Below are 23,760 nucleotides of genomic sequence, written 5' to 3'. Positions count from 1 at the left end.
AAGTACGGCGTGTTGATAAGGGAGTCGGGATAACAATGAAAGCAATAGAACACGGATATGAAGAGCAACCCGTTCTGGCGGGAAGTGACGAACTGGAGCAAATTGAGATTGAGCTGCTTCTTGATGGGGTACACCGTTTATATGGCTATGATTTCCGGAATTATGCGTTGCCTTCATTAAAACGACGCATCTGGCATCATGTTCATGCGGAGAATGTACTCACCATATCCGCGCTGCAAGAGAAGGTTCTGCATGATCGGGCTTGTTTTGAACGATTTGTCTACAGTCTCTCTATTCCTGTTACTGAAATGTTCAGGGATCCGGGATTATTTCTAACTTTTCGCCAGAAGGTAGTTCCATTGTTAAGAACCTATCCCTATATTCGTATCTGGCATGCTGGATGTTCCACTGGGGAGGAAGTTTATTCCATGGCCATCCTGCTTCATGAAGAAGGGCTTTATGATAAGGCTCGAATTTATGCCACAGATATGAATGAGCGTTCTTTACAGCAGGCTAAGGAAGGCGTTTATGATATTAGCAGAATGAAGCAATACACAAAGAATTATTTGGAGGCAGGAGGTACTCGGGCATTTTCCGAATACTATACTGCGAAGTATAATTCAGTTATTTTACAACCTTATTTACGCAAAAATATTATTTTTGCTGAGCATAATTTAGCTACTGACACTTCATTTAATGAATTTAATGTTATTTTCTGCCGAAATGTAATGATCTATTTCAATGATGAGCTTCGTGATCATGTTCACGGGTTGTTTCATGAAAGTCTAAGTCGCTTTGGAATCCTTGTTCTGGGCTCTAAGGAGTCCATTCACTTTACGAAATATAGCGATTGCTATGAATCTTTAGACAGAGTGGAGAAAATATACCGTAACATAAAATAACGCATGTGGGAGGGTGGTCCTATGGGGTTTCAAGAACCAATTCATATACTACTAGTAGACGACCGTCCTGAAAATTTGCTGGCGCTGGAGGCAGTGCTTGAGAGCCAGCATTACGAGCTAATTAAAGCTACCTCCGGTGAAGAAGCGTTGCGCTGTTTGTTAAGGTATGATTTTGCTGTCATTGTACTAGATGTACAGATGCCGGGTATGGATGGAATTGAAACTGCAAAATTGATCAAGGCCAGAGAGAAAACGAAGGAAATTCCGATTATTTTTATCTCTGCCAATAGCAAAGAAGCGGAGCATTTATTCGCTGGCTATTCGGCAGGGGCTATTGATTATATGGTCAAGCCGTTCATTCCACAAATTTTGAACTCTAAGATACAAGGCTTTGTCGAAATGTACATCACGAGCAAGAAGCATCAGACTCAAACCATGCTGCTGCAGCAAAAGACGAAAGAACTGGAAATCATTAATAGTGAGCTTATCAAGGCAAAAGAAGAGGCGGAGATCGCCTCGAAAGCAAAGTCGGAATTTCTAGCCATGATGAGTCATGAAATTCGTACACCTATGAACGGCGTAGTTGGTATGATCGATCTATTAATGGAGACGGATCTTACTTCTGAGCAAAAGGAATATTCAGAGATCATTCGGAAAAGTGCAGACACGTTGATTACGGTAATTAACGACATTCTTGATTTTACTAAAATGGAATCCGGAAAAATGGAAGTTGAAGAGCACTTATTTGAACTCCGAAATTGTATTCAAGAGGTGTTCAGTCTCTTTTCGATAGAAGCGGGAAAGAAGAACCTGGAGCTCGCTTATTTTATTGATCAGAAATTGCCTCGGCTTTTATATGGGGATATGGCTCGTTTACGCCAAGTTCTAATTAATCTGATCGCTAACGCAGTGAAGTTCACAAATCAAGGTGGGGTTTATCTAGTCGCCTCGATCAAGAGCGTTGCGGATCATAAGATGGAAGTTGAATTCACAATTATGGATACGGGGATTGGTATTTCTCCGGAGAAATGTGACCGATTATTTGAGCCCTTCTCGCAGCTTGATTCTTCCATGACACGGAAATATGGGGGAACAGGTCTGGGATTAGCTATATGTAAATCTCTTGTCGGAATGATGGGCGGAGAAATCCGGGTAGAATCGATGGAGCAAAAAGGAGCCACTTTTATATTTACGATTCAGGCATCCATGCCAGGAGAAGATTTGATAGGTGGATATCAAGAAGAGGAATCCACGTATCCTGTTCCCAATCAAGAGGGGAGAAGTAGAATCCTTGTTGTGGATGACCATCCGATTAATCAGCGTCTAATGGTCAGCATGCTGGATAAGCTGGGCTATGCGGCCGATATGGCTGAAGATGGTCAACAGGCTGTGGAGATGGCGATTAAACGTCCTTATGATTTTATCTTTATGGACCTTCAAATGCCAGTGATGGATGGCTTGGAGGCAACCGCTCAAATTCGTCGAGAGGGCGGTCCTGCTGCCGAGAAGACCGTTATCATTGCAATGACGGCGAACGTCATGGAAGGGATTCAGAATCGCTGTAAGGCCTCTGGAATGGATGATTACATCAGCAAACCGCTGAAGATGAGTAGTATAAAACAAATTATTTCTCGATATTCTAGTAGCGACAATGTATTAGTAGAACCTGATATATCTATTTTTCAAGCGTAATCTAGTATTTACCAATTCATTTTTTTAACGTTATCTGATTCAAAGGTATATCATTAAGGTTATTAATATAGAAAATATTTGTTCAGGAGAGATCGTCTAATGAATACGCATAAAAGTAACAAGTTCCATGCTAAGACAGAAACCAAAGGGAATGTATGCACAGTTTTCCTGAGTGGTGAACTTGATTTATCAGTGGCTTCCGATTTCCGCCTGGTTATGGAGCCACTTGTGGGAGATACCAAACTAGATTTAGTTATTAATCTAAAAGAATTAAAATACATTGATAGCACAGGGATTGGTATTCTACTTTCGATCCTGAAATCAAGACAAGGAATGGACGTTAAGTTTATGGTTGAGGATGTTCCTCCACAAATTCAGAAGCTGTTTGACATGACTGGTATTTCCAAGTTTTTTACCTCCCAAGAGAATTCCCACTAGGAAAGGATAGAACAAAGAATGAGTGATGATGTGCAAAAAGTAATTCTTCAGTTGCCTGCTAGCGCAGAGTATGTGGATATTGTTAGGTTGAATTTATACGGCATTGCCTCGAAAATGGGTTTCACCTATGAGGATATAGAAGACATGAAAGTGGCAGTATCAGAGGCGTGTAACAATTCAGTATTATATGCTTATGGCCAAAAAGACGGAGTAGTAGATGTTATTTTTGAGGTAGAGGAAAGCTCCTTATCCATTACAGTCAAAGACGAAGGGGAGAGCTTTGACGGCTTGGACAAGTCTAATGAACGTATGACACTGCACGATAAGGAGTTAAGTGACGTTCAGGTTGGCGGGTTAGGGTTCTACTTAATGCAAGCGTTGATGGATGACGTTAGTGTTGTAAGTGAAGCCGGAAAAGGGACGGTGGTAACTTTGAAGAAGCACCTTAATTTTAGCGAGGAGAAAGTATGAGTGACAAAGTGACTCCCCCCGAGTCCATGAATGAAGCAGTCACCCAAATTTGGGAGTATCAGCAGACCAAGGATAACGATCAGGCGACGTTGCTGATACAGAAATATGAGCCTATGGTAAAAATGGCTGCTGGGAAAATTTCCCGTAATCGCCCCGACTTGTATGAGGATTTATATCAGGTCGGGCAAATGGCGCTCATCCGGTTACTGCAGCAATATGATATCAGTCTCGGAATCCCTTTTGAGCCCTATGCGATGAAAAGCATGATTGGACATATGAAGAATTATTTACGTGATAAATCTTGGTACATACAGGTTCCTAGACGGATTAAAGAAAAAGGAGCGCTTGTTCAACACGCGATTGATGAACTTACAGTGAAGCTTGAGCGTTCTCCTGCGGTCGATGAGATCGCTCATTATCTTGATCTGTCTGTTGAAGAAACTGTAGAAGTACTGGCAGGCAGAGAATGTTACCATTACGTATCTCTGGATTCACCGCTTTCCCAAGAGGAGACTGGAGCTACGCTAGGGGAGCTTATCAGCTCTGATGCGAACGATTACGAGACTGTAGAGAAACGAATGGATCTGCAGCAAGCACTAGGACAATTGAAGGAGCAAGAGCAGCAGGTATTATTGCTAGCCTTCCAAGATGGTCAATCCCAGCGGGCAATCGCTCAGAAGCTGGGGGTTTCACAGATGAGCGTTTCACGGATACAGAAGCGGGCCACTGAGAAGTTAAAGCAGATTATGGCCAACTCATCCTATTGAGCTCCTTTATGTGTAATATACATTACCTGGATTTGAATTTTACTGTTCGACGATAAGGACATGCCTCTCTCCGTGCCTGGAGAATAGCATGTCCTTTATTTGTGTTCTACAAAGCTCTTACCCCGCTTGTCCGGCTAACCTTGAAGGATTAGACGGACAAGCGGGGTAAGGGGGAGCGGTGATAGATGGGTGATAGATAGCCCAGTTGTTAGCTGTTCGCATCGATGTATTTTTTGATCTCACCAAGGTACTCACCGATCACGGGAACATCAAGAAATAGGCTGAGAATGTAACCCAGGACACCAAGGACTACGAACGTTCCGAGAGATAGGCCAAGACCTCGGGATATACCGGCCATTAAGTTTGTGATAATTCTTTTTTTTGGATCTGAGTAGTTATCGAGGATGTCCTTAAATTCTGATTTTTCGAGTGAGTCAGCAATCTTATCCAGACGATTGTTTAAGCGTTTGACCTCATGCCGTAATTCGAAAGGATGTTCATCAATTTCATATGCTTTTGTTTGGCTATTTGTTTCTCCCATGGAGCACCCCTGCTTTCTGTAGCCCGAACGGGCATTTATTAAGGATCTATTCAGTCAGATGAATCTTTATTGAGGGTATAACTAAACAACAGCCAGCTGCGGACAGCTGGCTGTTGTCGGATGAAATGATAGCTGTATTATGCCGCAGATTAGTAACTGGATTTATAGGAGGATTTAACATCCTCTTTTGCATCTTTAGCCTCATCGGCGACTTCTTTAGAGGATGCTTTGGCTTCGTCAGCGACTTCTTTAGAAGCGTCTTTCACATCAGAGGCTACATTATTTGAGGCTTCACTTACAGTGTCACCAATTTTGCTGCCTGCGTCTTGAAGGGTAGCGGCAATTTGCTGCTTGCTGTCACTGACAGTTGTGTAGATATCAGAGGCTTTGACTGAAACCGTACTAGCCAGATCGGTTGCTTTTTCACCTACCGTTGTGGCAATGGCTTTGGTTTTGTCAGTTACGACGCCAGCCACTTCTTTGGTTTTGTCAGTAGCAAGCGTAAGTTTATCAGACAGATCACTACGCATTTCACGGCCAGGCTTTGGTGCAAATAACAGGGCTGCGGCAGCACCTATTAAGCTACCAATAAAGATGCCTTTGAAAAAGTTGCTTCCGTTTTCTACTTCATGCTCTACTTTATGTTCTACGTTACTCATCACCAATCACTCCTTATAAGTTATCTTACTTCGTATTTAAACTTTGGCGTATAGGCTGAAACAATTGATGAATAAGGGGACGATGGCGAGAGTCACTTGTTCTAGACTATTTATTAACAGCTTGGAATACCACATAGAACGAATTCGGGCAGATTGAGATGTAGTAATTTTTCAGAAAAGCAATAATCTGAGGAGGTGTCACTCTGGATTTATTGCTGATGGCATTGTTTTTGTGTGGTTTCTAAAATCTTCTTGGTGTGGAGAGGATTGAAGAATGATGAAAATAGGAGTAGAATTCCTCATGGAACTAACACTTAAGGGAGTTTGTGATGTACAAAAAATCCCCGGAGCACGGGGTTATTTTCTAGCATTTATTAAATGTAGAATTCTAATAAATCCTTGTGGGTTATAGAGCAGGAAGAGAAAAGAGGAGAGTTACCATGGAAACAGTATTAGTACGAGAATATCGGTCGGATTTGCTGGAATGTGTTCATAGTGGACATATTGCTATCGTAGGAGAAAATGGGAACGTAAAGGGCTATGCAGGTGATCCTGAATTTGTATCCTTTACCCGTTCTGCAGCCAAGCCACTTCAGGCTATCCCAGGCATTCGTGGAGGAATCGTGGAGCATTATGGTTTTACACCTGCTGAGGTTGCCCTAATGACTGCTTCTCACCGAGGAGAAAGCTATCATGTTGCCGCGTTAGAGAGTATTTCCTCCAAGATTGGCATCGATGAGCAACAAATGATATGTGCCACTAGCTATCCACTGGATTATACGAGTAGAGAGAATGCCATTCGCGGCGCGGGCAAAAGAAAGTTCTATCATAACTGTGCGGGCAAGCATATGGGGATTTTATCGTATAGTAAGCTCAAAGGACTGCCACTTGAAGAATACGCTCAGCCGGAGCAAACGGTTCAGCGTGAGATTATAGATACGATTGCTTATATGGCTGGTGTGGCTCCAGAAAATATTGGCCTAGGTACGGACGGATGCGGTCTGCCGGTATTTGCCATGCCTTTGACCGCCTTGGCGACTGCATATTTGAAATTAGCGAATCCTGATTTAATTGCTGACGAGGCAACTCGCAAAGCGGTCACTACGATCACTGCGGCCATGAATGCTCATCCGGAGATGGTTTCTGGGTCTGGACGCCTTGATTCAATCCTTTTGGAAGATGAAAATATTATTGCTAAGGGTGGATTTAAGGGTGTATACTGCTTCGGGTTACGCCGCGAGCGACTGGGCATTGCCTTCAAGATTCTGGATGGATCAGAAGAAGAGTGGGGACTTATTGTACAGGGGATTTTAAATCAGATTGGATACAGTCAGAAAAATACTTTGGAAAAGCTGCGTAATGCATTTTCAGGTGTGATCTACAATGATGGTGGTACACGGGTAGGTCATGCAGATACAGATTTTCAGCTTCATTTCATGAAATAGGTACTTAAAGAGGAGCCCCTTACTGCGCATCCATCTCGGATGCGCAGTAAGGGGCTCTTTTTGTAAACGAAGAACAGTTATTTCTGACGCAGACGGCCGAGTTCGGAGACTAGCGCTTCCACCTGAGAAATACTGAGTCTATCGCTGCTCATGGCTACCTCATAAACATCGAAGATATCTTCATATTTATCTACTGAAAAAGCGGAGGCCTGCATTGCAGCAGCACTTGCCATCTTTAGTTTGTTCTTGATGGCCTCGATCATATATTCAACATTTTCCTGACTAGGTTGTGTTAAATCCATAGGGTTATTAACATCCTCTCTGTACACTGATTCATGTATTTTACCATGATTGTGAGCTTGATCACCATTTTTTTGTCGGACTCACAGAAATCATGTTAAATTAAAGGCATGAAATCAAGAATATGATCGAAGGGAGGGAAGGTATTGGCAATTAGAGAACAGGGAAGCGGTAAACGAAGCAAAATGGACGAAGTAGGATTGGTATCTTTTTTTATGGAAATTGCAGCGCTGCATTCAGCGAAGAAAGTTACATTTCTGTGTATCGGAACGGATCGATCTACAGGTGATGCTCTCGGTCCATTAACAGGCAGTAAACTTCTGCAATATGGTTTTCCGCACGTAATCGGGACGTTGCCATCTCCTTGCGATGCAGATAATTTGGTGGCCAGAGTCGCTGAGATTCCATCTGAGCATATCATTATTGCTGTGGATGCTTGCCTAGGACCACCAATAGCTCTTGGATACTACTTCGTTTCGAATGAGCCGCTTCAGCCAGCACAATCGGTGGGGGTATGCCTTCCAGCAGTGGGGCATTATAGCTTGGCGGCGATTGTAGATATCAACGGTCCAAAGCCCTATCGGACGCTGCAGACGACTCCACTACATAGAGTTATGGTTATGGCTGAACAAATTGCCGCCGCAGCAGCAAAAGGGTTTGGAATTGAGCGTTAAGAATAGGATGCCAGTTTCAAGAAGAGCTGTTTTGCTTAATAATAGATATTAGTTAATATATCTTAGTATTTTGGAAAGAGGGAAGCAGCCATGGAAAGAGTACGTTGTGACGGAAGCAATATTTGCTACAGTGATCAGGGAAAAGGCGAGGTTATTGTATTATTGCATGGCTTTTGTGGAAGTGCTGAATACTGGGAACAAGTCATTCCCATCTTAAGCAGCGACTACCGAGTGATTGCTCCCGATTTACGTGGTCATGGAGCTTCAGAGGCTCCACTAGGCCCCTATACGATTGAACAAATGGCAGACGATGTTCTGGGCTTGTTAGATATACTAGAAATTTCTGAATGCACCATGCTGGGACATTCACTTGGTGGATATATTACACTTTCGTTCGCGCAGCGGTATGCCTCTCGATTGAAGGGCTTCGGATTAATCCATTCTACTGCATATCCGGATAGTGAAGAAGCACGGGAGAATCGATTGAAAAGTGTCAGCAGAATTCAAAATGAAGGCATTACTCCTTTTGTGGACAGCTTCGTCCCAGGAATTTTTGCTAAAGCAACTGCTTCTGCATCACCGCATCTGCTGGAGCGAGCCAAAGAAATTGGTTACAAAACTCCTCCACAAGGAGCAGCGGGAGCTGCACTGGCAATGCGCGAGCGTCCGGATCGACGTGATGTGATCACAGCTACCACGTTGCCGGTACTACTTGTGGCTGGCGAGCAGGATGGACTGATTCCTGCGGAACGCACCTTTACTTCGGATAAACCAAATATAACGCAAGCTATGATTTCTGGAGCGGGCCACATGAGCCTCTTTGAAGCTCCTGAACGGTTAGCTGAGGTTATCAGGGAATTCACCCAAGCTACGGTTAATATTAACAGTCATTCATGATCGCTGAAAAATAATTCAAAAAGAGGCAGCTCCGCGTCAAAGTAACTGGCGTGGGCTGCCTCTTTTACATGGAGACTACTGAAATTTGCAGATGGATGGAACAATCTTCTTTCTCTACAAGCTCATAAGTGGCATAGCGAAGTGCAATGGTTTAAGATAAATGAATAGCACACATGAAATGGCTAGATACAAAAGATTTACAGTTCCAGAATGGAAAAGGGGGAAGTTCATGTTCCGAAGAGACTATATTGTCCGAATGATCGAAGATATGACGGCGATGGTTGCCAAGGTTCTAACGCTAAAGCAAGAGCGGAAGACAACGGAAGCCTTATGGGAAATTGATGAGCTATTGAACCGTCATTTTCCGCTGAACTCACGTCTTTTAAATTCACTATCAGTAGAAGATATTATAGATATGTTCCGGTTTAACGGTGTGTTGGAGTCAGATAAGCTTCAAGGTGTAGCCAAGCTGCTTAAGGAAGAGGGCAGCATTTATGCTGCAAATGGCGATCATGATGCGGCACTATTTAGAAGTATGAGAGCACTGCACTTATATTTGTACGCAGATTTGCACGGAGCTGATCGAGAAATACTGCAGATGACAGAGGATATTGATGAACTTTTGGAGGAAGTCAAAGCGTATCGTCTTCCAGCCAAGACGGAACGGCTGCTTCTAGTTTATATGGAGTCTATCGGACATTATAGTAAAGCGGAGGACGGTCTTTACCGACTATGGGAGCAGGGGGAAGATGTCTCACTGGAAGGTGATGAGCTGTACAGACGGCTGCTGCTTAAATCACCGGAAGAATTGGAACAAGGCTTGCTCCCTATCCATGAAGTGGAACAAGGATGGAAAGAGTGGCACCGGATCACAGAAGTTCGGAGGGAGTCGGAAGCCTAATGAATACCCCTTTATTTATTATCGATGCCTTTGCAGGAAAAGCATATTCAGGAAACCCGGCAGCAGTATGCTTGCTGAGGCATCCAGTCGACGAGGCATTTATGCTGAAGACAGCAGCAGAAATGAACTTGTCAGAGACGGCATTTCTCTGGCCGGAGACTGATGGATATCGCCTGCGCTGGTTCACGCCCAAGGTTGAGGTTGATTTATGTGGCCATGCTACTCTAGCAAGTGCACATATATTATGGGAGTTGGGATTGCTGGATCCAGATGTGGAAGCTAGATTTTATACACGCAGTGGGTTGCTTAGAGCTTCTCGTGCGGATGATCTGATCTCACTGTACTTCCCGCCTTATCAGCTTAAGTCTTCTCCTACAATTCCGGCTCTTATAGAAGCACTTGGTATTTCAGAAGCAAATGTGGTAGAAACTATGCTATATGCTGACAATGTACTTGTACGGCTCGATCAGGAATCCCTAGTTCGCGAACTTAGCCCAGACTTCGGGGCTTTATCCCGGCTTGAAGAGAGAGCCTTTGCGGTTACTGCAGAAAGCTCCACCGAAGGCATAGATTGTGTGTCACGGTTTTTTGCACCGAAGATGGGGGTAAATGAGGATCCTGTCACGGGCTCAGCGCATACTGCGCTAGCACCTTTCTGGGCTAGTCGACTTAACCGTACGCAGCTGACTGCTTATCAAGCTTCCGAACGAGGAGGCTTGCTTCAACTTGAGGTAAGCAAAGATCAGATTAAGATGTCTGGCCGAGCAATAACTATTGTTAGTGGAGAGCTGCAGGTGAAGCCCTGATAGGATAACTCTTGTAGAGCCGTGATATAATGGAACGATGTTGGTTAGGAGACATAGAATCTCCATTTTTAATCCCGAAAGTGAGATGTGCGTTGTGGAATCTTTAAAAGCTCTTATTGAACAACTGATTAATGACCGTACCTTGATTATGGCTACCTTAAGCCAAGTGCGTAACAAAGGGGAGACCTGTACGAAGGTACAGATTAAACCTGTCGAACTAAAAGGTAAGTTGCATTATCAGTTTGCGTCCTATATTGGTACAAAGGTTGAACATCGCAACGTACCGGCAGAATTAGCAGCGGAGGAGATGACCCTTTTATTTAGAGAATCATATCGCCAAGGCTTGTTATGCACGGTGGAAGCGGATTATCAGGTACTGATTAGCAAGAAATTCAAAGTATCTATCCTTACCAAGTCTCCAAGTAAAAAAGAAGAGCCGGATCTAGCACACAACCGGCGCAAGCGCTATGTGCTGGAGGATGGAGAACCTGTGCCATTTCTTGTGGAGCTTGGCATAATGAACAGAGAAGGAAAAGTGCTGGCCAAGCGATACGATAAGTTCCGGCAGATCAACCGTTTCTTGGAGATGGTTGAGGATGTGCTTGCCGATCTGCCAACTGGACGGCCATTAACGATTGTTGATTTTGGCTGTGGTAAATCGTATTTGACCTTTGCTCTTTATCACTACCTGACCGTCCGCAAGAAGCGGGAGCTTAATATTATTGGACTTGATTTAAAAGCAGATGTAATTGAGCATTGTAATGAGCTTGCTACGAAAATCGGTTATGATCACCTGAAGTTCCTTGTGGGTGACATTGCCGAGTACGATGAGCTGGATCAGGTAGATATGGTTATAACGCTTCATGCTTGTGACACAGCTACAGATGCTGCACTCGAAAAAGCAGTACGTTGGGGCGCCTCCGTTATTTTGTCTGTGCCTTGCTGTCAGCATGAATTGTTCGCGCAGATTGAGAATGAAGTAATGAGTCCGATGCTTTCACATGGGATACTTAAGGAGCGTTTCTCTGCCTTGGCTACGGATGCTATCCGTGCCAAATTGCTCGATATGATGGGTTATAGCAGCCAGCTGCTGGAATTCATCGACCTGGAGAATACACCCAAGAATATTTTAATCCGTGCCGTTAAAAGCTCGGGTGGTGATAACTCCGTCAAATGGCGTGAATACACCGCCTTCCGTGATTTTATAGGGGCGAAACCTTACCTTGAGCGCGTATGTGCGGACCTGCTTCCGAGTGGAAGTTCGGTGGAGGGGTAGCGCGACGTTTGAGGAGCGGTATATTGGTTTAGTTGTATTTTGTGCAGCTAAATATGCTCTGAAGTTGCTTTACTGTGAATTAGTTGCACTCTGTACAATTAATAACGATCAATTCTCTCCATCTGGCGGGATTTTCGAAAAATAGTTGTATATTATGCAATTACATTAGGACGCAGTAGCGAAGATCAGAGGTTAGTTGTACTTTTTGCAACTATAAACCTTTTTTGATGAGAATTGGGACGGTACAGCTCCTTCGTGGAGAGGTATTGTCCTTTTTTGCATTCTAGTTTTGCGAAGGGGAAATGTGGAAAGGATAGAGATAACTTAACGAATATAGGGGTATCTAAATGGGGAGCGTTAACAGAGAGCGGAATCCGGATTCAATAATCGTATATTTTAGTGCAGCCTTAGTCATCGCAGCCGGAGTAGGAGCTTGTTTGCTGCGTGGATTTTTTTTTACAGAGGAGATGTACCTCTTTCTGACCCTATGGTTTGTGATGTGTTCTGCTGTTTTGCTTTATTTGTACATTGGCGTAAGCAATAGGAGAAGTAGCTTAGGGGGAGCAAGTGGAGTAAGTAGAGCTTTGAAAATAATGTTGGCTGCACCCTTAATAGTTCTATCACTCTATCTGATTCATTCGCTAAGAGAACCCCTTACGGCACAGGGAACAATGAATGAAATATTACGGTGGGGCTTGTATGCTAGCTTTGTATTTTTGGTTTGTTTTTGTGCGTTGAATCGGGTGGGGCGTCAGCTTATCATTGCCGCATGGACTATATTGGGCATGTTCTTAAGCATAAGTGCTTTGCTGGCAGTGTGCGGGGTACTAGAGTTACCTTTCGCTGTAGCCTACAGCAATTCACCGGAAGTAAGCATCACTGGGGCCAGATTAGCAGGAGTGATGGAATATCCTAATGCTTTTGGTGCTGTGATGGCTGTTTTTCTATTGGAGCGGTTGTTTGCTGTCGCTGCTTATTATGAAAGACCTCAGAAGAGTGTGAGGATGTCGCCAGCAGGAGGTTGCGGTGTTGGGCGAGAGTCTGAAAAGACAGGGATAGAGTATACCGGGTTGGGATATGGGAGTGAGTGCGTAGAAGAGGAGCGTGGGAGTGAAAAGGTAAGCGTAAATGTAGGAGTGGAGCGGCGAGAAGCGGGAAGCACGGCCGCCGCGCTGCTGCGCTTGCTGCCGCTGTTCCCGTACGCCGCCGCGCTGCTCCTCAGCGAGTCGCGCGGCGCGTGGCTGACGGCGGCTTGTGCCTGCACCGCCGTCTTGCTCTGGAAGCGGCAGCTCATCGCGCCGCTTCTTACCGCTGGCGCCGCGCCTGTCGCCGCTGCGGCGCTGCTCTACCGCCAACTGGCCCGTGCCGGGTTGGCGGTAGAGCCTCTGTCCGGCCTGCTGTGGCTGGCCGGGCTTTGGGCCGGCGCGTGGCTAGCCGGCCTATGGCTGTGCCGCAGCCAGCGCAGCGCGGCGGGCAGTGCCCGAGCCGCCATGCTGGCATTGGCGGCGGCAGGTTGGACGGCGGCGGGCACCGCCGTCCTCCTGCACGTGCGCGAGCGGATCACCGGACCGTCAACGACGGTATCCGCGCGTGGTCTGTTCTACCGCGACGCCTGGCGGCTGGCGGTAGAGGCACCTTGGCTGGGGCGCGGGGGCGAGACTTGGCGGAGTTCATATCTCGCCGCCCAATCCCGCCCTTATGTTGGCAGCCAAGTGCATAGCGGTTATCTCGACATCCTGTTGAACCTAGGATTTGTCGGCCTCGCAGCCATACTGTTAATGCTGCTGGCAGCAGGCTGGTTGCTGGCTAAGAGATCGCTGCGTCTCTTGCCGCCATTTTTGGTTATCGTTTTGCATAGCGCAGTCGATTTTGACTGGAGCTACGGATTAATCTGGCTGCTGCTTTTTTGGCTGCCAGCACTTGCCCTGTCTGAATATGAGCAGAAACATCAATCTGTGAATACCCGCTTTACGTCCATAAGTTTGTTCACCACTCATTTCGGACCCGTGACTCCACCGCCAACTCAATCGACGTCCGCGAGCCCACAGTCAACTCACCTCGAGTCCGCGACCTCGCCTAAACTCGCCCATCCATATCCCCGCCGACTATTCATCACTGCCGCCTGCTCCCTTTATCTCATGCTATCTGTATTGTCCCTTCATGCCGCACAAGGAGAGAGGTACTACAGGCAAGCAGTTCAGACAGTTGATTCCTCGGTGAAGATAGATATGCTACAGCAATCGCTAACGTGGAATCCCCGGTCTCCTAGAACAGCGGTAGAATTATCCAGGCTGCTTACGGGTGAACAAAGCGTGAGTATACTCCAGCAGAGTTTGCAATATTCTCCGGAGAATGCAAGTTTAAACTGGGAAATGGCTGGGCGATGGATGTACAGTGATGATACGGGAGCTGCATTATATTGGATACGTCGAAGTATTCAGCTTGATAAATACAAATCTGTGAAGTGGGTCAAAGGGATTGAAGGCATGCTTATGATGGGCCGAAAAAAGTTAGCGGAAGGGAATCGAGTGGAGGCTATAAACTGTTTTGCCTCAGGAAATGAGCTTTTGCGGCAGTATAGAGTGTTGGCAGACTACGAGGCTGGAAAAGGTGAGCAGCATAATGATCGAAAGTTCCAAATGACAGCACAAGCCGACGACCTGAGTCGGCGGCTTAGGGGATTAGCTTCACGATTTTAACTGACGCGAAATGATCCAAGAGTACAGAACGGGAACGATAATAGCAAGCACAAGTGCCGTAATAATAAGGACCTGAGACAAGATTCCGCTCCAAAAGGCTCCTCCAAAAATGAGCAACCCACCGATCATCCACATTCTTCCCGAGAGACGATGTGTTTTTCGCCACACCTCTGGGCTGGAAAGTGTCCATGCTGTACGAACACCGAACAAATAATTATCTTTTATCTGTGGCATGAAGTTGCCGAGCGCAATAAACATCACTCCGACGGCTCCTATAGCAATTTTGCCCACGTTAATATCTTTTCCCAATCCGTAAGCAACTGTGAGCACAAGCATGAGATTAAAAAGCACCCCAATAGTGAGTCTGCTCATGGCATAAGCATTTTCGAACTTCTTGTAATTTTCTCGCTTAGGGTCGATGCTGCGTGTGAACTGCAATATCAGGGGGAGCACAATGCCCAGAATACCCCACATGGGAATAGCTATGTTTTTATCCCAATAGCGGTTGACCTTGCCGGTAATTCCGAACTGGGCAGGCAACTCTTGCGGCAGCTTACCGTAATTGATTAAAGCATAAGCTAGTGAAGCTAAACCTAATATTACAATTAGTGTATCTTGCCATCTCCATTTAAAATCCTTCATCGTCAATCAGCCTCCTTCTCAGAATCAATATTCTGACGGCTTTGCTTTCCGTCCAAAGCTTTACTTTCCGTCTCCGTTTGCTTTCCTGTACCTGTTAGCTCGAGCAGCCAGCCAAGAACCTCTTCCAGAACCGTCGTATTTAAGGAATACACAATGAATTGACCTTTTCGTTCATCCTGTACGAGATCGGCATGCTTCAGAGCATTCAGATGGTGAGAAATACTTGGTTTAGACATGTTGAAGAAATCGGCGATTTCACCTGCGGTGCGGTCTTTTTCCCTTAGTAACCGAATGATTTGGCGACGGGTAGGGTCAGCTAGTGCTTTGAAAGACTCATTCATATGCCACCAGCCTTTCGATATTTAGGTAATTATCTAAATATATAATAATCCTTCGTATTCTTATCTGTCAATGTGTACCTTCCTCATTTTGGGGTTAATCAGATGGTTCCAACTCTTTTTAAGAGAGGATCGAAATAGGGTGACGGCCTTGTTCCTGTAAGTAGAAGTGGTAAGGTTGCTTGTGCTAGAATAGGCTAAGAGAAACTGGAAAAAAAGCAGAGCGGCAAAGCTTCTATAAATATAAGAAAATAAAAGTTTAGTATCTATACTTTATTTCTTATATTTCTCGCTTAAACGTCTAGCGTCTTTATAGTCGTCAAAGATGTTTATGTTTGATACATAGCCATATTCTGCAGAAAATGGAGGAGGAGCACGGTTGCATATTATTTCTGATCTGATCTCAACATTGTTTGAATGGATTCAAAGTCTTGGTTATTTTGGGATTATGATCGGACTTATGATTGAAGTCATCCCGAGTGAAATCGTACTGGCTTTCGGTGGCTTTTTAGTATGGAATGGAGATATTAATTTTTTTGGTGCCGTATTATTCGGTACGATCGGCGGAGTCATTGCACAGATTTTTGTATATTGGATTGGTCGTTACGGTGGCAGACCTTTTCTCGAGAAATACGGCAAATATATTTTTATTCAAAAGAAGCATATTGACCATTCGGAAGAGTGGTTCAATAAATACGGGACGGGCGTAATCTTTACAGCACGTTTTATTCCCATTGTTCGCCATGCCATTTCTGTTCCAGCGGGTATTTCTCGTATGCCTTTAGGTAAGTTTACTTTGTTGACTACGCTTGCTGTTATTCCATGGAGTGCATTGTTTGTATATCTGGGGATGACCTTGGGGAATAAATGGGAAGATATTGACCAAGTAGCCGCTAAGTATACCAACGAAATTATTCTTGTAGCGATCGCTCTGATCATCATTTACTTTGTGTTTAAATGGTACAAATCCAAGAAAAAGGGGACTACAAAATGAAGCAGAATGTAGCTCAAAAGTTTGGAAAAGGCCTAACACCGCGCCAATTCGTAGAAAGTATGACGAAGAACCAACAGGCCTTTGAATCCTGGTATGAGAAGTTTACTTGGGAAGATGAGAACGATAAGGAATATTTCGAAAGTCTGAACCACCGAGACGATTTGCGGGTACTAATCCTGGCAGCGGATTGGTGTGGAGACGTAGTACGCAACATTCCTGCTGTATTCCGTATTCTGGAGACGGCGGGTATGAAGACAGAGGTATTCATTTTGGAAGAGAATCTGGATCTTATGGATAATTTCTTGACCATGGGTGGAAGATCTGTACCCGTCGTGATTTTTGCGGACACTGGCGGATATGTGCTCGGACATTGGGGTCCTAGACCAGAGCATGTGCAGCGTATAATGAGAGAGTTCAAACGTGAGAATCCTGATCGTGAGGCCGCTGATTACGACAGCAAAATCGCAGAAGCACGTACAGCAATGGGGCAAGCTTATGGGGAAGGAACGGAATATCAGACAATGATTGCCAAAGAACTGCGTAGTCTGATTTCCGGATTCTAGGGCAGATGCTAAATATTCGTTCATTTAATCTGGGTCCGCTTCAGACGAATGCCTACTTACTGACAGGTGCGGATCCTGCGAAGGGTATCATCATAGATCCCGGTATGAATCCTGCTGCGTTAGTGCGGAGTATCGAAGGAATGGAAATCGAAGCTATTTTGTTAACACATGCACATTTTGATCATATGGGCGGTGTGGATGAAATTCGTAAAGCTAAGAAATGTCCTGTTTATTTACATCCACTTGAAAGTGAATGGCTAAGCAGCCCCAAGCTGAACGGTTCACTAATGTGGTCGGAGGTGTCACCTCCTCTAGCTACAGATCCTGCGGAATATGATCTGGCAGAAGGGCAAGTTCTGCAGTTCATTGGACACACTTTCCGTGTATACCATACACCTGGTCACTCTCCAGGCAGTGTAAGTTTCCTTTGTGGAAATGATCTATTCTCCGGAGATGTACTCTTTAAAATGGGAGTTGGACGCACAGATTTGCCTGGTGGTAGGGAACGAGATCTGTTTGATTCTATTCGTGGCAAGCTATACAAAATGGATGATGAAGTGAAGGTTTATCCAGGACATGGTCCACGTACAACCATTGGATTTGAAAAGATTCGCAACCCTTATGTTCCTCAATAAACGTTGGTTCTAGTAGAACCGACAAAAACCGAGGAAGTTTTAATAGACAAAAGACTACAAAAGGACTAGAATGAGGTTAATTAAATGTAACTTTTACCTCGCGAAGCACGCAGACTGCGGAATTAATCCCGGTTTGCGTTCTTTTTTTTGTCTTCATATAGGCTTGAAAGCATGGAGGGAAGTAGAATGGAGAAGAATATATACTACCCGCTGGACTATGGTTGGTATGACTCCAAGGAGAAATGGAACCATTTTTGCAGCAGTAATTGCCGATTTTTTTCGGAGTGTCCAGGAAAGGCTGGCTTTTGTGCATCCGAAGAACTTAGAGACATACAATTTGAAAATAAGGATCTTCGTAATGGCTTGCTTCAGGAGACCAGTGGGGTTTACGGGGGATTATCAGTGGTTTCAGGAGACGAGATCAGAAGGACGTCTCTTTTTTGGCATTTTCCGGGAAGGGAAGGGATCATTCAGCCCTGGCGGCGCAAGTTGTGGGATCTCAAAAAATAATTATTAAGTAGAATGAACGATTCATAATACATATTCGTACTACAAATAGAAACGAAATCTTGAATGGAGGGGCAGATGAGCGATCAGTCGCTGGAGAGAATCAGACGGGCACAGCAGGGAGATACTTCAGCATTGTCTTCACTGCTGCGAGAACACTATACTTTTTTATTCAAATATTTAATCAAGGTGACCATGGACCCGTTGCTGGCAGAGGATCTTGTACAGGACACCATGGTCAGATGTATGGAGAAGATCAGCACCTATAACGGAACTTCTTCCTTTTCCTCTTGGTTAATCACAATTGCCACCAGAATATTTATTGATCGCAAGCGGCGCTGGAAGCGTGAAGCGGAATGGAAACAGCGGGAGCAGCAGGAACAGGGGATCCGTTCGATTCGTTGGCGATTTGAGAGCAGAGGGGAAGAGTGGAGTGAAGTGCTGGATTCCCTCTCCAGATTACCCTCTGCACAAAGAGTGGCTGTGCTATTGAAGCATTACTATGGCTATAGTTATGACGAAATTGGCGAGATCATGCGAGTTCCTTCAGGTACAGTCAAGTCGCGTGTATCCCTTGGTCTTAACCAACTACGAAAGGAGCTGAATGAGGATGGAGAAGGATAAAGATAAGGAGCCTGAGATGTATTTGCACAAGCTTTCAAATGAGCTTGACCGGTTAGATGCACAATATAATGACATCACACCACCTTCATTACAGGAACTGGAGAGGTTAATGGTTGATGCCTCTGTGCATAGAAAGAGCATGGAACGTAAAGAGCTGCTGTTATTCTGGGGCATATCTTTGATCCTGGTCAGCGTATTTCTATCCATTCTCGGTTCTGCACCGATAATCTATTGGATTATTCAAGCGATTATTCCTATTGCGGGACTCAGTGCTCTAGGAATAGCGAGGATTAGGAGAAACAGAGAAGGTGCGCAAGAATGAATGAGCTGCAGGATGTGCCCCTATGGTTATGGTTTTGCATAGCTATAGCATTAATGCTGCAAGGGACATGGCTATTCCGGGATGCAAGACGACGCGGAAGAAAAGCCTGGTTCTGGGGTCTATGGGCTATAACTACAGTTCCTTCACCTGCTTTGGTCTATTTACTTGTTGTCATTCTACCGGAAAGACGTAGGCGAAAGAAGTTGTAAAGGTCCGGGATATGAGCTCGTTCCTTTCATAACACAAAAGGAGTGGTAATTCATGGAAGATGTAAAATGGGGATTAATTATGCCGTTGATCATTTTGCAGGCTTTACTGGCTATTATCGGTTTGATTTCTTTAGCCAAAGCAGATAAAGTGCGCGGTCCAAAATGGTTGTGGATTATAGTCATTATTTTCGGAAATATATTAGGCAGCGTAGCTTATTTCACGATAGGAAGGAAAGATGTCTAATGTCACTCCTTCAAGTTACAAATATACGCAAAAGCTATGGGGCGCATATTTCCGTACATGATATAAGCTTTGATATTGAAAAAGGAAGATGTGTTGCCTTACTAGGGCCCAATGGTGCAGGCAAGACGACCACACTACGTATGCTGGCAGGTCTTCTAGAACCTACCTCTGGAATGATTTCGTTTGAGGGGAGCCGTCCTGGATCAGAATATCGCAGAGGACTAGGATATGTACCGCAATCCCCAGCCTTTTACGGTTGGATGACTGGACAGGAGTATGTTGTGTTTGCTGCAAAGCTTAGTGGAATGGGAGCTAAAGAAGCAACAAGCAGCGCTTTGGAATCGCTTATGCGTGTAGGCCTCAAAGACGATGCACGCCGCAAGATTGGTGGGTATTCCGGGGGGATGAAGCAGCGGTTGGGTCTCGCACAGGCACTTGTGCATCGCCCTCGACTGCTTTTACTGGATGAGCCCGTATCTGCACTTGATCCGATCGGCCGCAGGGAAGTGATGGAATTGCTGCGAGAAATACGTGAAGAGACAACGGTAGTTTTCTCCACGCATGTGCTGCATGATGCGGAAGAGATTTGTGACGATATTATTTTAATGAATCATGGACACATTGCTGAGCAGGGGTCTTTGTCGCAGCTTCGTTCACAATACAGCCTTCCTGTTATTCGTTTACGTACCGAGAAGCACAAAGAAGCCATTCAGTGGCTGGAATCTCTTGCCTCCAAGCCGTTTGTACTGGAGTCGGAGTTGTTTGGAGATCATGCGGTTTTTAATGTGAATAATGTGGAAAAGGCCCGCCAGACGATTTTGCAAGAAGCAGCGCAGCTCGAAATTCCATTGCTGCAATTTGAAGCAGGCTCTTCCACATTAGAGGATTTATTTATGAAGGTGGTGGGCGTATGAGCAGCACCTGGGTCCTTTATCGAAAAGAAATGCTCGAGATGGCTCGCAGTTATAAGCTAATCTGGATACCTGTCGTGTTCATCATTTTAGGCATTATGCAGCCTTTAACCACTTATTATTTGCCGGAAATATTAAAAGCCTCCGGGGATGTGCCCCCAGGTCTGCTGGAAGGGTATGAAATACCGAGTGCCGCAGTTGTGATGGCGCAAGCACTGGGACAGTATGGAACAATTGGAATGCTGGTATTGGCGCTAGGCTCGATGAATACTTTAGCTGGAGAACGCTATAGCGGAACTATGGAGTTAATTCTAGTAAGACCGGTTTCTCCCGCGGCCATAGTGATCGCTAAATGGACAGCTCAACTGACCCTGCTTGTTGTTGCGCTTGGATTGGGTGCAGCGGGTGCAGCTTATTACACGGAGCAGCTAATTGGATCGCTATCATGGGGCGAGGTTATCACAGCTTCAGGGGTATATGGTTTGTGGTTAATATGTGTTGTCTCGGCTACGTTGTTGTTTAGTGCCTTTTTAAGACCTCCAGTAGCCGCTTTTTTAGCACTGGCGTTAATGGCTGGATTGTCATTAGGCTTAAGCTTATTGCCTTCATGGTTTGACTGGACACCCGCAGGACTTTCCGGGCTGTCAGCAGGTATTCTTACAGATGGAGAGGGCTTTAGAGCAGGTCCATATCTTTCTGCCGGTGTATTGATCCTAATTTGCCTTGTTGGGGCCGCGCTTTTGACAAGAAAGAACAACCTTCCCAATTGATTATTAAGCTGTGCTGTATCGAATATAGTATATTTTAAAATATAAGAAAGTATAAGTTTCACGCTATACATTATCCTTCTATTTCTCGCATAAACGCGTATCTTCCTTAGGGGACGCCGAAGGCGTTATTGCTTGGTACAATTTTCAGGATCGTCTGGCCTGCCGCTAGACAGTTCTATCTTTTTTTAGTAGACTGTTGAAACAAGCAAAATCATGATAGATTTTGGGGTCAGGAGGTAGGGCGATGCTGCGTTTAGGAGAAAAGATTGTCATTGTTGCGGACGCTTTTGAGCAGAGTCTTCCTATCGGGGAATACGGCTACCTAATTGCTTACGACCGCAATCCCGATAATGCGTTTGACTATGTTATACGTGTACCGGAAGCCAATAGGAACTTTTATGTTCCGGCTGAAGACATTGAGGCGGAAGAACATTTATTAGTAGCTGAGGCTGAAAGAGCAACGCATGAAGCGTTAATTGATTATGCTTTGTCCACGTACAATGAGAAGCTGTTCCATCATTTGATGAACGGTGAAGATATGGATACAGAAGAGACGGAAACAACGTCAAGCGAAAGCATGTCCCAAGCAGATTTCATTAAACAAGTGAATCTTAGAGCTTGGATTTAAGGAAGGCCGGCGAAAGCCGGCTTTTTTGTTATAACCCCATCATTGAATTGTCTAAGCTTCTACAATATAATTAAAAACGTTATCCGGGCACTTTAGCCCTTTAATTAGGAGGGATTTATCTTATGAGCATTACCGTTAAAGATGTGCAGCATGTGGCCAAGCTGGCTCGTCTGCAATTGAGCCCGGAAGAAGAGGCAACCTTTACAGAACAAATGAATGCTATTTTACAATATGCTGAGAAGTTGAATGAGCTAGATACGGAGAATGTGAAGCCGACCACGCATGTACTGCAGGTCAGTAATGTGATGCGTGAGGATGTTGTGAAGGAAAGCCTAACGCAAGCGGAAGCACTTCTTAACGCACCTGATGATGAAGACGGACATTTCAAGGTTCCGGCTGTTTTGGAATAACTACATAATTAGAAAGGGGGAAGAATCTTGAGCCTGTTTCAAAATCGATTGCCTGAAGTACATCGCATGTTAACTGCTAAAGAGGTATCGGTCAGTGAACTGACTGAAGAATCGCTGGCGGTTATCGCTGAGCGGGATAAGAAAGTAAATGCATTTTTGACCTTGAACGAGGAGGGCGCTCGTAGCACCGCACGCGCTTTGGACGACAAACTGGCATCCGGAGCAGCACGTGGGTTGCTTTTTGGTCTTCCTGCGGGAATTAAGGATAATATTGTAACGAAAGGACTGCGTACGACCTGTGCCAGCCAATTTCTAAACAATTTCCAACCGATTTACAACGCTACTGTTGCTTCAAAACTGCAGCAAGCAGATGCCGTAACCATTGGTAAGTTGAATATGGATGAATTCGCGATGGGCGGTTCTAACGAGAACTCAAGCTTTGGTCCCGTACGCAATCCTTGGGATCTAGAGCGTGTGCCTGGCGGTTCCAGCGGTGGATCTGCTGCAGCCGTAGCTGCGGGTGAAGTGTTCTTCTCATTAGGTTCTGATACTGGGGGTTCCATCCGCCAGCCAGCCTCCTATTGCGGCGTTGTAGGTCTCAAACCTACCTACGGCCTTGTGTCACGTTACGGTTTGGTAGCCTTTGCTTCCTCTCTGGATCAGATTGGCCCGCTTACGCGTAATGTAGAAGATTCTGCATATGTTCTTCAAGCGATTGCTGGTTATGATGCACAGGACTCTACTTCAGCTAAGGTAGACATTCCTGATTATTTGAGTTCGCTGACTGGTGATGTTTCCGGTCTTCGTATCGCTGTACCTAAGGAATACCTGGGAGCGGGTGTCGATGCTTCTGTTCGTGAGACGGTCTTGTCCGCACTTAAGGTGCTGGAAGGAATGGGCGCTGTCTGGGAGGAAGTTTCATTACCACATACGGAATATGCAGTAGCGGCTTATTATTTGCTGTCTTCATCGGAAGCTTCATCGAACCTTGCCCGGTTTGACGGTGTACGTTATGGCGTACGTGTAGATGAAGGTGGAGGATTGCTCGATCTGTATCAAAATTCCCGCAGTCGCGGCTTTGGTCCTGAGGTAAAACGTCGTATTATGCTGGGGACTTATGCACTAAGCTCTGGATATTATGATGCTTATTATTTAAAAGCGCAAAAGGTGCGCACTTTGATTAAACAGGATTTTGATGACATCTTTAAAAAATATGATGTGGTCATCGGCCCAACAGCGCCTACTACAGCATTCAAATTAGGTTCACAAACGGAAGATCCGCTGACTATGTATCTGAACGATATTCTTACGATTCCTGTGAGCTTGGCGGGTATTCCTGCCGTTAGCGTTCCTTGTGGCTTTGCGGAAGGCATGCCAGTAGGCCTGCAAATAATCGGTAAAGAGTTTGACGAGAGTACGATTCTGCGTGTTGCTCACGCTTTTGAACAAAATACTGATCATCATAAGCAGCGTCCACAGCTGTAGTAAAGGAGGG

Annotated in this window: 30 protein-coding genes; 25 read left to right on the top strand and 5 right to left on the bottom strand. The window is 45.1% G+C overall.

Going from position 1 to position 23,760, the window contains the following annotated elements; all coding sequences use genetic code 11:
* Positions 1-35: 35 nt before the first annotated feature.
* The 5 genes from MHB64_RS26820 (at position 36) to MHB64_RS26800 (ending at position 4,270) form a co-directional block, all read left to right on the top strand.
* Positions 36-902 carry a CheR family methyltransferase gene (locus MHB64_RS26820; protein ID WP_076300661.1) on the top strand — a complete coding sequence of 289 codons (867 nt, stop codon included), beginning with the start codon at positions 36-38 and terminating at the stop codon, positions 900-902.
* Positions 903-923: 21 nt separating this feature from the next.
* Complete coding sequence (locus MHB64_RS26815) at positions 924-2,594, top strand: response regulator (RefSeq protein ID WP_341135751.1); 1,671 nt, start codon at positions 924-926, stop codon at positions 2,592-2,594.
* A 99-nt stretch (positions 2,595-2,693) separates the two neighbouring features.
* Positions 2,694-3,032: an STAS domain-containing protein gene (locus MHB64_RS26810; RefSeq protein WP_341135750.1), complete on the top strand. Its 339-nt coding sequence runs from the start codon at positions 2,694-2,696 to the stop codon at positions 3,030-3,032.
* 18 nt (positions 3,033-3,050) lie between these two features.
* Positions 3,051-3,503 (top strand): anti-sigma B factor RsbW, encoded by a 453-nt coding sequence (gene rsbW / locus MHB64_RS26805; RefSeq protein ID WP_042191848.1) that lies wholly within the window; start codon positions 3,051-3,053, stop codon positions 3,501-3,503.
* Complete coding sequence (locus MHB64_RS26800) at positions 3,500-4,270, top strand: sigma-70 family RNA polymerase sigma factor (protein ID WP_042131042.1); 771 nt, start codon at positions 3,500-3,502, stop codon at positions 4,268-4,270. The genes rsbW and MHB64_RS26800 overlap by 4 nt, the downstream gene beginning before the upstream one ends.
* A gap of 208 nt (positions 4,271-4,478) precedes the next feature.
* Here MHB64_RS26800 and MHB64_RS26795 read toward each other — a convergent pair whose 3' ends face one another.
* Both MHB64_RS26795 and MHB64_RS26790 read right to left on the bottom strand, forming a co-directional pair.
* Entirely contained in the window at positions 4,479-4,811 is a 333-nt protein-coding gene (locus MHB64_RS26795) for a DUF5665 domain-containing protein (RefSeq protein ID WP_094872436.1), read from the bottom strand.
* A gap of 149 nt (positions 4,812-4,960) precedes the next feature.
* The gene (locus tag MHB64_RS26790; RefSeq protein ID WP_076285477.1) at positions 4,961-5,470 is read right to left on the bottom strand and encodes a YtxH domain-containing protein; all 510 of its coding nucleotides are present in this window, start codon (positions 5,468-5,470) and stop codon (positions 4,961-4,963) included.
* A 440-nt stretch (positions 5,471-5,910) separates the two neighbouring features.
* Here MHB64_RS26790 and MHB64_RS26785 point away from each other — a divergent pair, with 440 nt between their 5' ends.
* Positions 5,911-6,915, top strand: a complete 1,005-nt coding sequence (locus tag MHB64_RS26785; RefSeq protein WP_341135749.1) for an asparaginase — start codon at positions 5,911-5,913, stop codon at positions 6,913-6,915.
* 77 nt (positions 6,916-6,992) lie between these two features.
* Here MHB64_RS26785 and MHB64_RS26780 read toward each other — a convergent pair whose 3' ends face one another.
* Positions 6,993-7,217, bottom strand: a complete 225-nt coding sequence (locus MHB64_RS26780) for a DUF1128 domain-containing protein (RefSeq protein ID WP_042131036.1) — start codon at positions 7,215-7,217, stop codon at positions 6,993-6,995.
* A 144-nt stretch (positions 7,218-7,361) separates the two neighbouring features.
* On the opposite strand from MHB64_RS26780, the gene yyaC reads away from it, so the two are divergent.
* The 6 genes from yyaC to MHB64_RS26750 all read left to right on the top strand — a co-directional run bounded on the left by yyaC (position 7,362) and on the right by MHB64_RS26750 (position 14,468).
* Positions 7,362-7,889, top strand: a complete 528-nt coding sequence (gene yyaC, locus MHB64_RS26775) for a spore protease YyaC (protein ID WP_341135748.1) — start codon at positions 7,362-7,364, stop codon at positions 7,887-7,889.
* A gap of 90 nt (positions 7,890-7,979) precedes the next feature.
* The gene (locus MHB64_RS26770) at positions 7,980-8,786 is read left to right on the top strand and encodes an alpha/beta fold hydrolase (protein ID WP_094872433.1); all 807 of its coding nucleotides are present in this window, start codon (positions 7,980-7,982) and stop codon (positions 8,784-8,786) included.
* A gap of 229 nt (positions 8,787-9,015) precedes the next feature.
* Positions 9,016-9,687, top strand: coding sequence for a DUF6483 family protein (locus MHB64_RS26765; RefSeq protein WP_094872432.1), 672 nt, complete (start codon positions 9,016-9,018; stop codon positions 9,685-9,687).
* Entirely contained in the window at positions 9,687-10,493 is an 807-nt protein-coding gene (locus tag MHB64_RS26760; protein ID WP_341135747.1) for a PhzF family phenazine biosynthesis protein, read from the top strand. The genes MHB64_RS26765 and MHB64_RS26760 overlap by 1 nt, the downstream gene beginning before the upstream one ends.
* Before the next feature lie 85 nt (positions 10,494-10,578).
* Positions 10,579-11,769, top strand: a complete 1,191-nt coding sequence (locus tag MHB64_RS26755) for a class I SAM-dependent methyltransferase (RefSeq protein WP_341136127.1) — start codon at positions 10,579-10,581, stop codon at positions 11,767-11,769.
* Between the two features lie 347 nt (positions 11,770-12,116).
* The gene (locus MHB64_RS26750) at positions 12,117-14,468 is read left to right on the top strand and encodes an O-antigen ligase family protein (RefSeq protein WP_341135746.1); all 2,352 of its coding nucleotides are present in this window, start codon (positions 12,117-12,119) and stop codon (positions 14,466-14,468) included.
* Here MHB64_RS26750 and MHB64_RS26745 read toward each other — a convergent pair.
* Together MHB64_RS26745 and MHB64_RS26740 are read right to left on the bottom strand one after the other, a co-directional pair.
* Positions 14,457-15,110: an SdpI family protein gene (locus tag MHB64_RS26745; protein WP_094877855.1), complete on the bottom strand. Its 654-nt coding sequence runs from the start codon at positions 15,108-15,110 to the stop codon at positions 14,457-14,459. The two genes, MHB64_RS26750 and MHB64_RS26745, sit on opposite strands and share 12 nt — an antisense overlap.
* A 2-nt stretch (positions 15,111-15,112) precedes the next feature.
* Entirely contained in the window at positions 15,113-15,451 is a 339-nt protein-coding gene (locus MHB64_RS26740; RefSeq protein WP_094872426.1) for an autorepressor SdpR family transcription factor, read from the bottom strand.
* A gap of 376 nt (positions 15,452-15,827) precedes the next feature.
* Between MHB64_RS26740 and MHB64_RS26735 the strand changes: the two genes are divergently transcribed.
* The 13 genes from MHB64_RS26735 to gatA all read left to right on the top strand — a co-directional run bounded on the left by MHB64_RS26735 (position 15,828) and on the right by gatA (position 23,750).
* Positions 15,828-16,442 (top strand): DedA family protein, encoded by a 615-nt coding sequence (locus MHB64_RS26735; protein ID WP_094872424.1) that lies wholly within the window; start codon positions 15,828-15,830, stop codon positions 16,440-16,442.
* Positions 16,439-17,005 (top strand): thioredoxin family protein, encoded by a 567-nt coding sequence (locus tag MHB64_RS26730; RefSeq protein ID WP_341135745.1) that lies wholly within the window; start codon positions 16,439-16,441, stop codon positions 17,003-17,005. Before MHB64_RS26735 ends, MHB64_RS26730 begins: the two co-directional genes overlap by 4 nt.
* 5 nt (positions 17,006-17,010) lie before the next feature.
* Entirely contained in the window at positions 17,011-17,640 is a 630-nt protein-coding gene (locus tag MHB64_RS26725) for an MBL fold metallo-hydrolase (RefSeq protein WP_094872421.1), read from the top strand.
* Between the two features lie 186 nt (positions 17,641-17,826).
* Positions 17,827-18,150, top strand: a complete 324-nt coding sequence (locus MHB64_RS26720) for a hypothetical protein (protein ID WP_341135744.1) — start codon at positions 17,827-17,829, stop codon at positions 18,148-18,150.
* Positions 18,151-18,225: 75 nt separating this feature from the next.
* Complete coding sequence (gene sigY / locus MHB64_RS26715) at positions 18,226-18,771, top strand: RNA polymerase sigma factor SigY (RefSeq protein ID WP_094872418.1); 546 nt, start codon at positions 18,226-18,228, stop codon at positions 18,769-18,771.
* Positions 18,758-19,093, top strand: a complete 336-nt coding sequence (locus tag MHB64_RS26710) for a YxlC family protein (protein WP_094872416.1) — start codon at positions 18,758-18,760, stop codon at positions 19,091-19,093. Before sigY ends, MHB64_RS26710 begins: the two co-directional genes overlap by 14 nt.
* A complete protein-coding gene (locus tag MHB64_RS26705; protein WP_094872414.1) occupies positions 19,090-19,302 on the top strand; it encodes a hypothetical protein in 213 nt (70 codons plus the stop codon). Before MHB64_RS26710 ends, MHB64_RS26705 begins: the two co-directional genes overlap by 4 nt.
* A 52-nt stretch (positions 19,303-19,354) precedes the next feature.
* On the top strand, positions 19,355-19,546 hold the full coding sequence (locus MHB64_RS26700) for a PLD nuclease N-terminal domain-containing protein (protein ID WP_094872413.1): 192 nt from the start codon (positions 19,355-19,357) through the stop codon (positions 19,544-19,546).
* Positions 19,546-20,460, top strand: a complete 915-nt coding sequence (locus MHB64_RS26695; RefSeq protein WP_094872411.1) for an ABC transporter ATP-binding protein — start codon at positions 19,546-19,548, stop codon at positions 20,458-20,460. Before MHB64_RS26700 ends, MHB64_RS26695 begins: the two co-directional genes overlap by 1 nt.
* On the top strand, positions 20,457-21,227 hold the full coding sequence (locus MHB64_RS26690) for an ABC transporter permease subunit (RefSeq protein ID WP_341135743.1): 771 nt from the start codon (positions 20,457-20,459) through the stop codon (positions 21,225-21,227). The genes MHB64_RS26695 and MHB64_RS26690 overlap by 4 nt, the downstream gene beginning before the upstream one ends.
* A gap of 244 nt (positions 21,228-21,471) precedes the next feature.
* Positions 21,472-21,855 (top strand): ATPase, encoded by a 384-nt coding sequence (locus MHB64_RS26685; protein WP_094872408.1) that lies wholly within the window; start codon positions 21,472-21,474, stop codon positions 21,853-21,855.
* 122 nt (positions 21,856-21,977) lie between these two features.
* The gene (gene gatC, locus MHB64_RS26680) at positions 21,978-22,265 is read left to right on the top strand and encodes an Asp-tRNA(Asn)/Glu-tRNA(Gln) amidotransferase subunit GatC (protein ID WP_094878640.1); all 288 of its coding nucleotides are present in this window, start codon (positions 21,978-21,980) and stop codon (positions 22,263-22,265) included.
* A gap of 27 nt (positions 22,266-22,292) precedes the next feature.
* The gene (gatA, locus tag MHB64_RS26675) at positions 22,293-23,750 is read left to right on the top strand and encodes an Asp-tRNA(Asn)/Glu-tRNA(Gln) amidotransferase subunit GatA (protein WP_094872405.1); all 1,458 of its coding nucleotides are present in this window, start codon (positions 22,293-22,295) and stop codon (positions 23,748-23,750) included.
* Positions 23,751-23,760: the final 10 nt, after the last annotated feature.

It is taken from the genome of Paenibacillus sp. FSL K6-2859 (assembly GCF_038008265.1).
Taxonomy (GTDB): domain Bacteria; phylum Bacillota; class Bacilli; order Paenibacillales; family Paenibacillaceae; genus Paenibacillus_AQ; species Paenibacillus_AQ nitricinens.
This window is presented reverse-complemented; position numbering and strand designations above follow the sequence as displayed.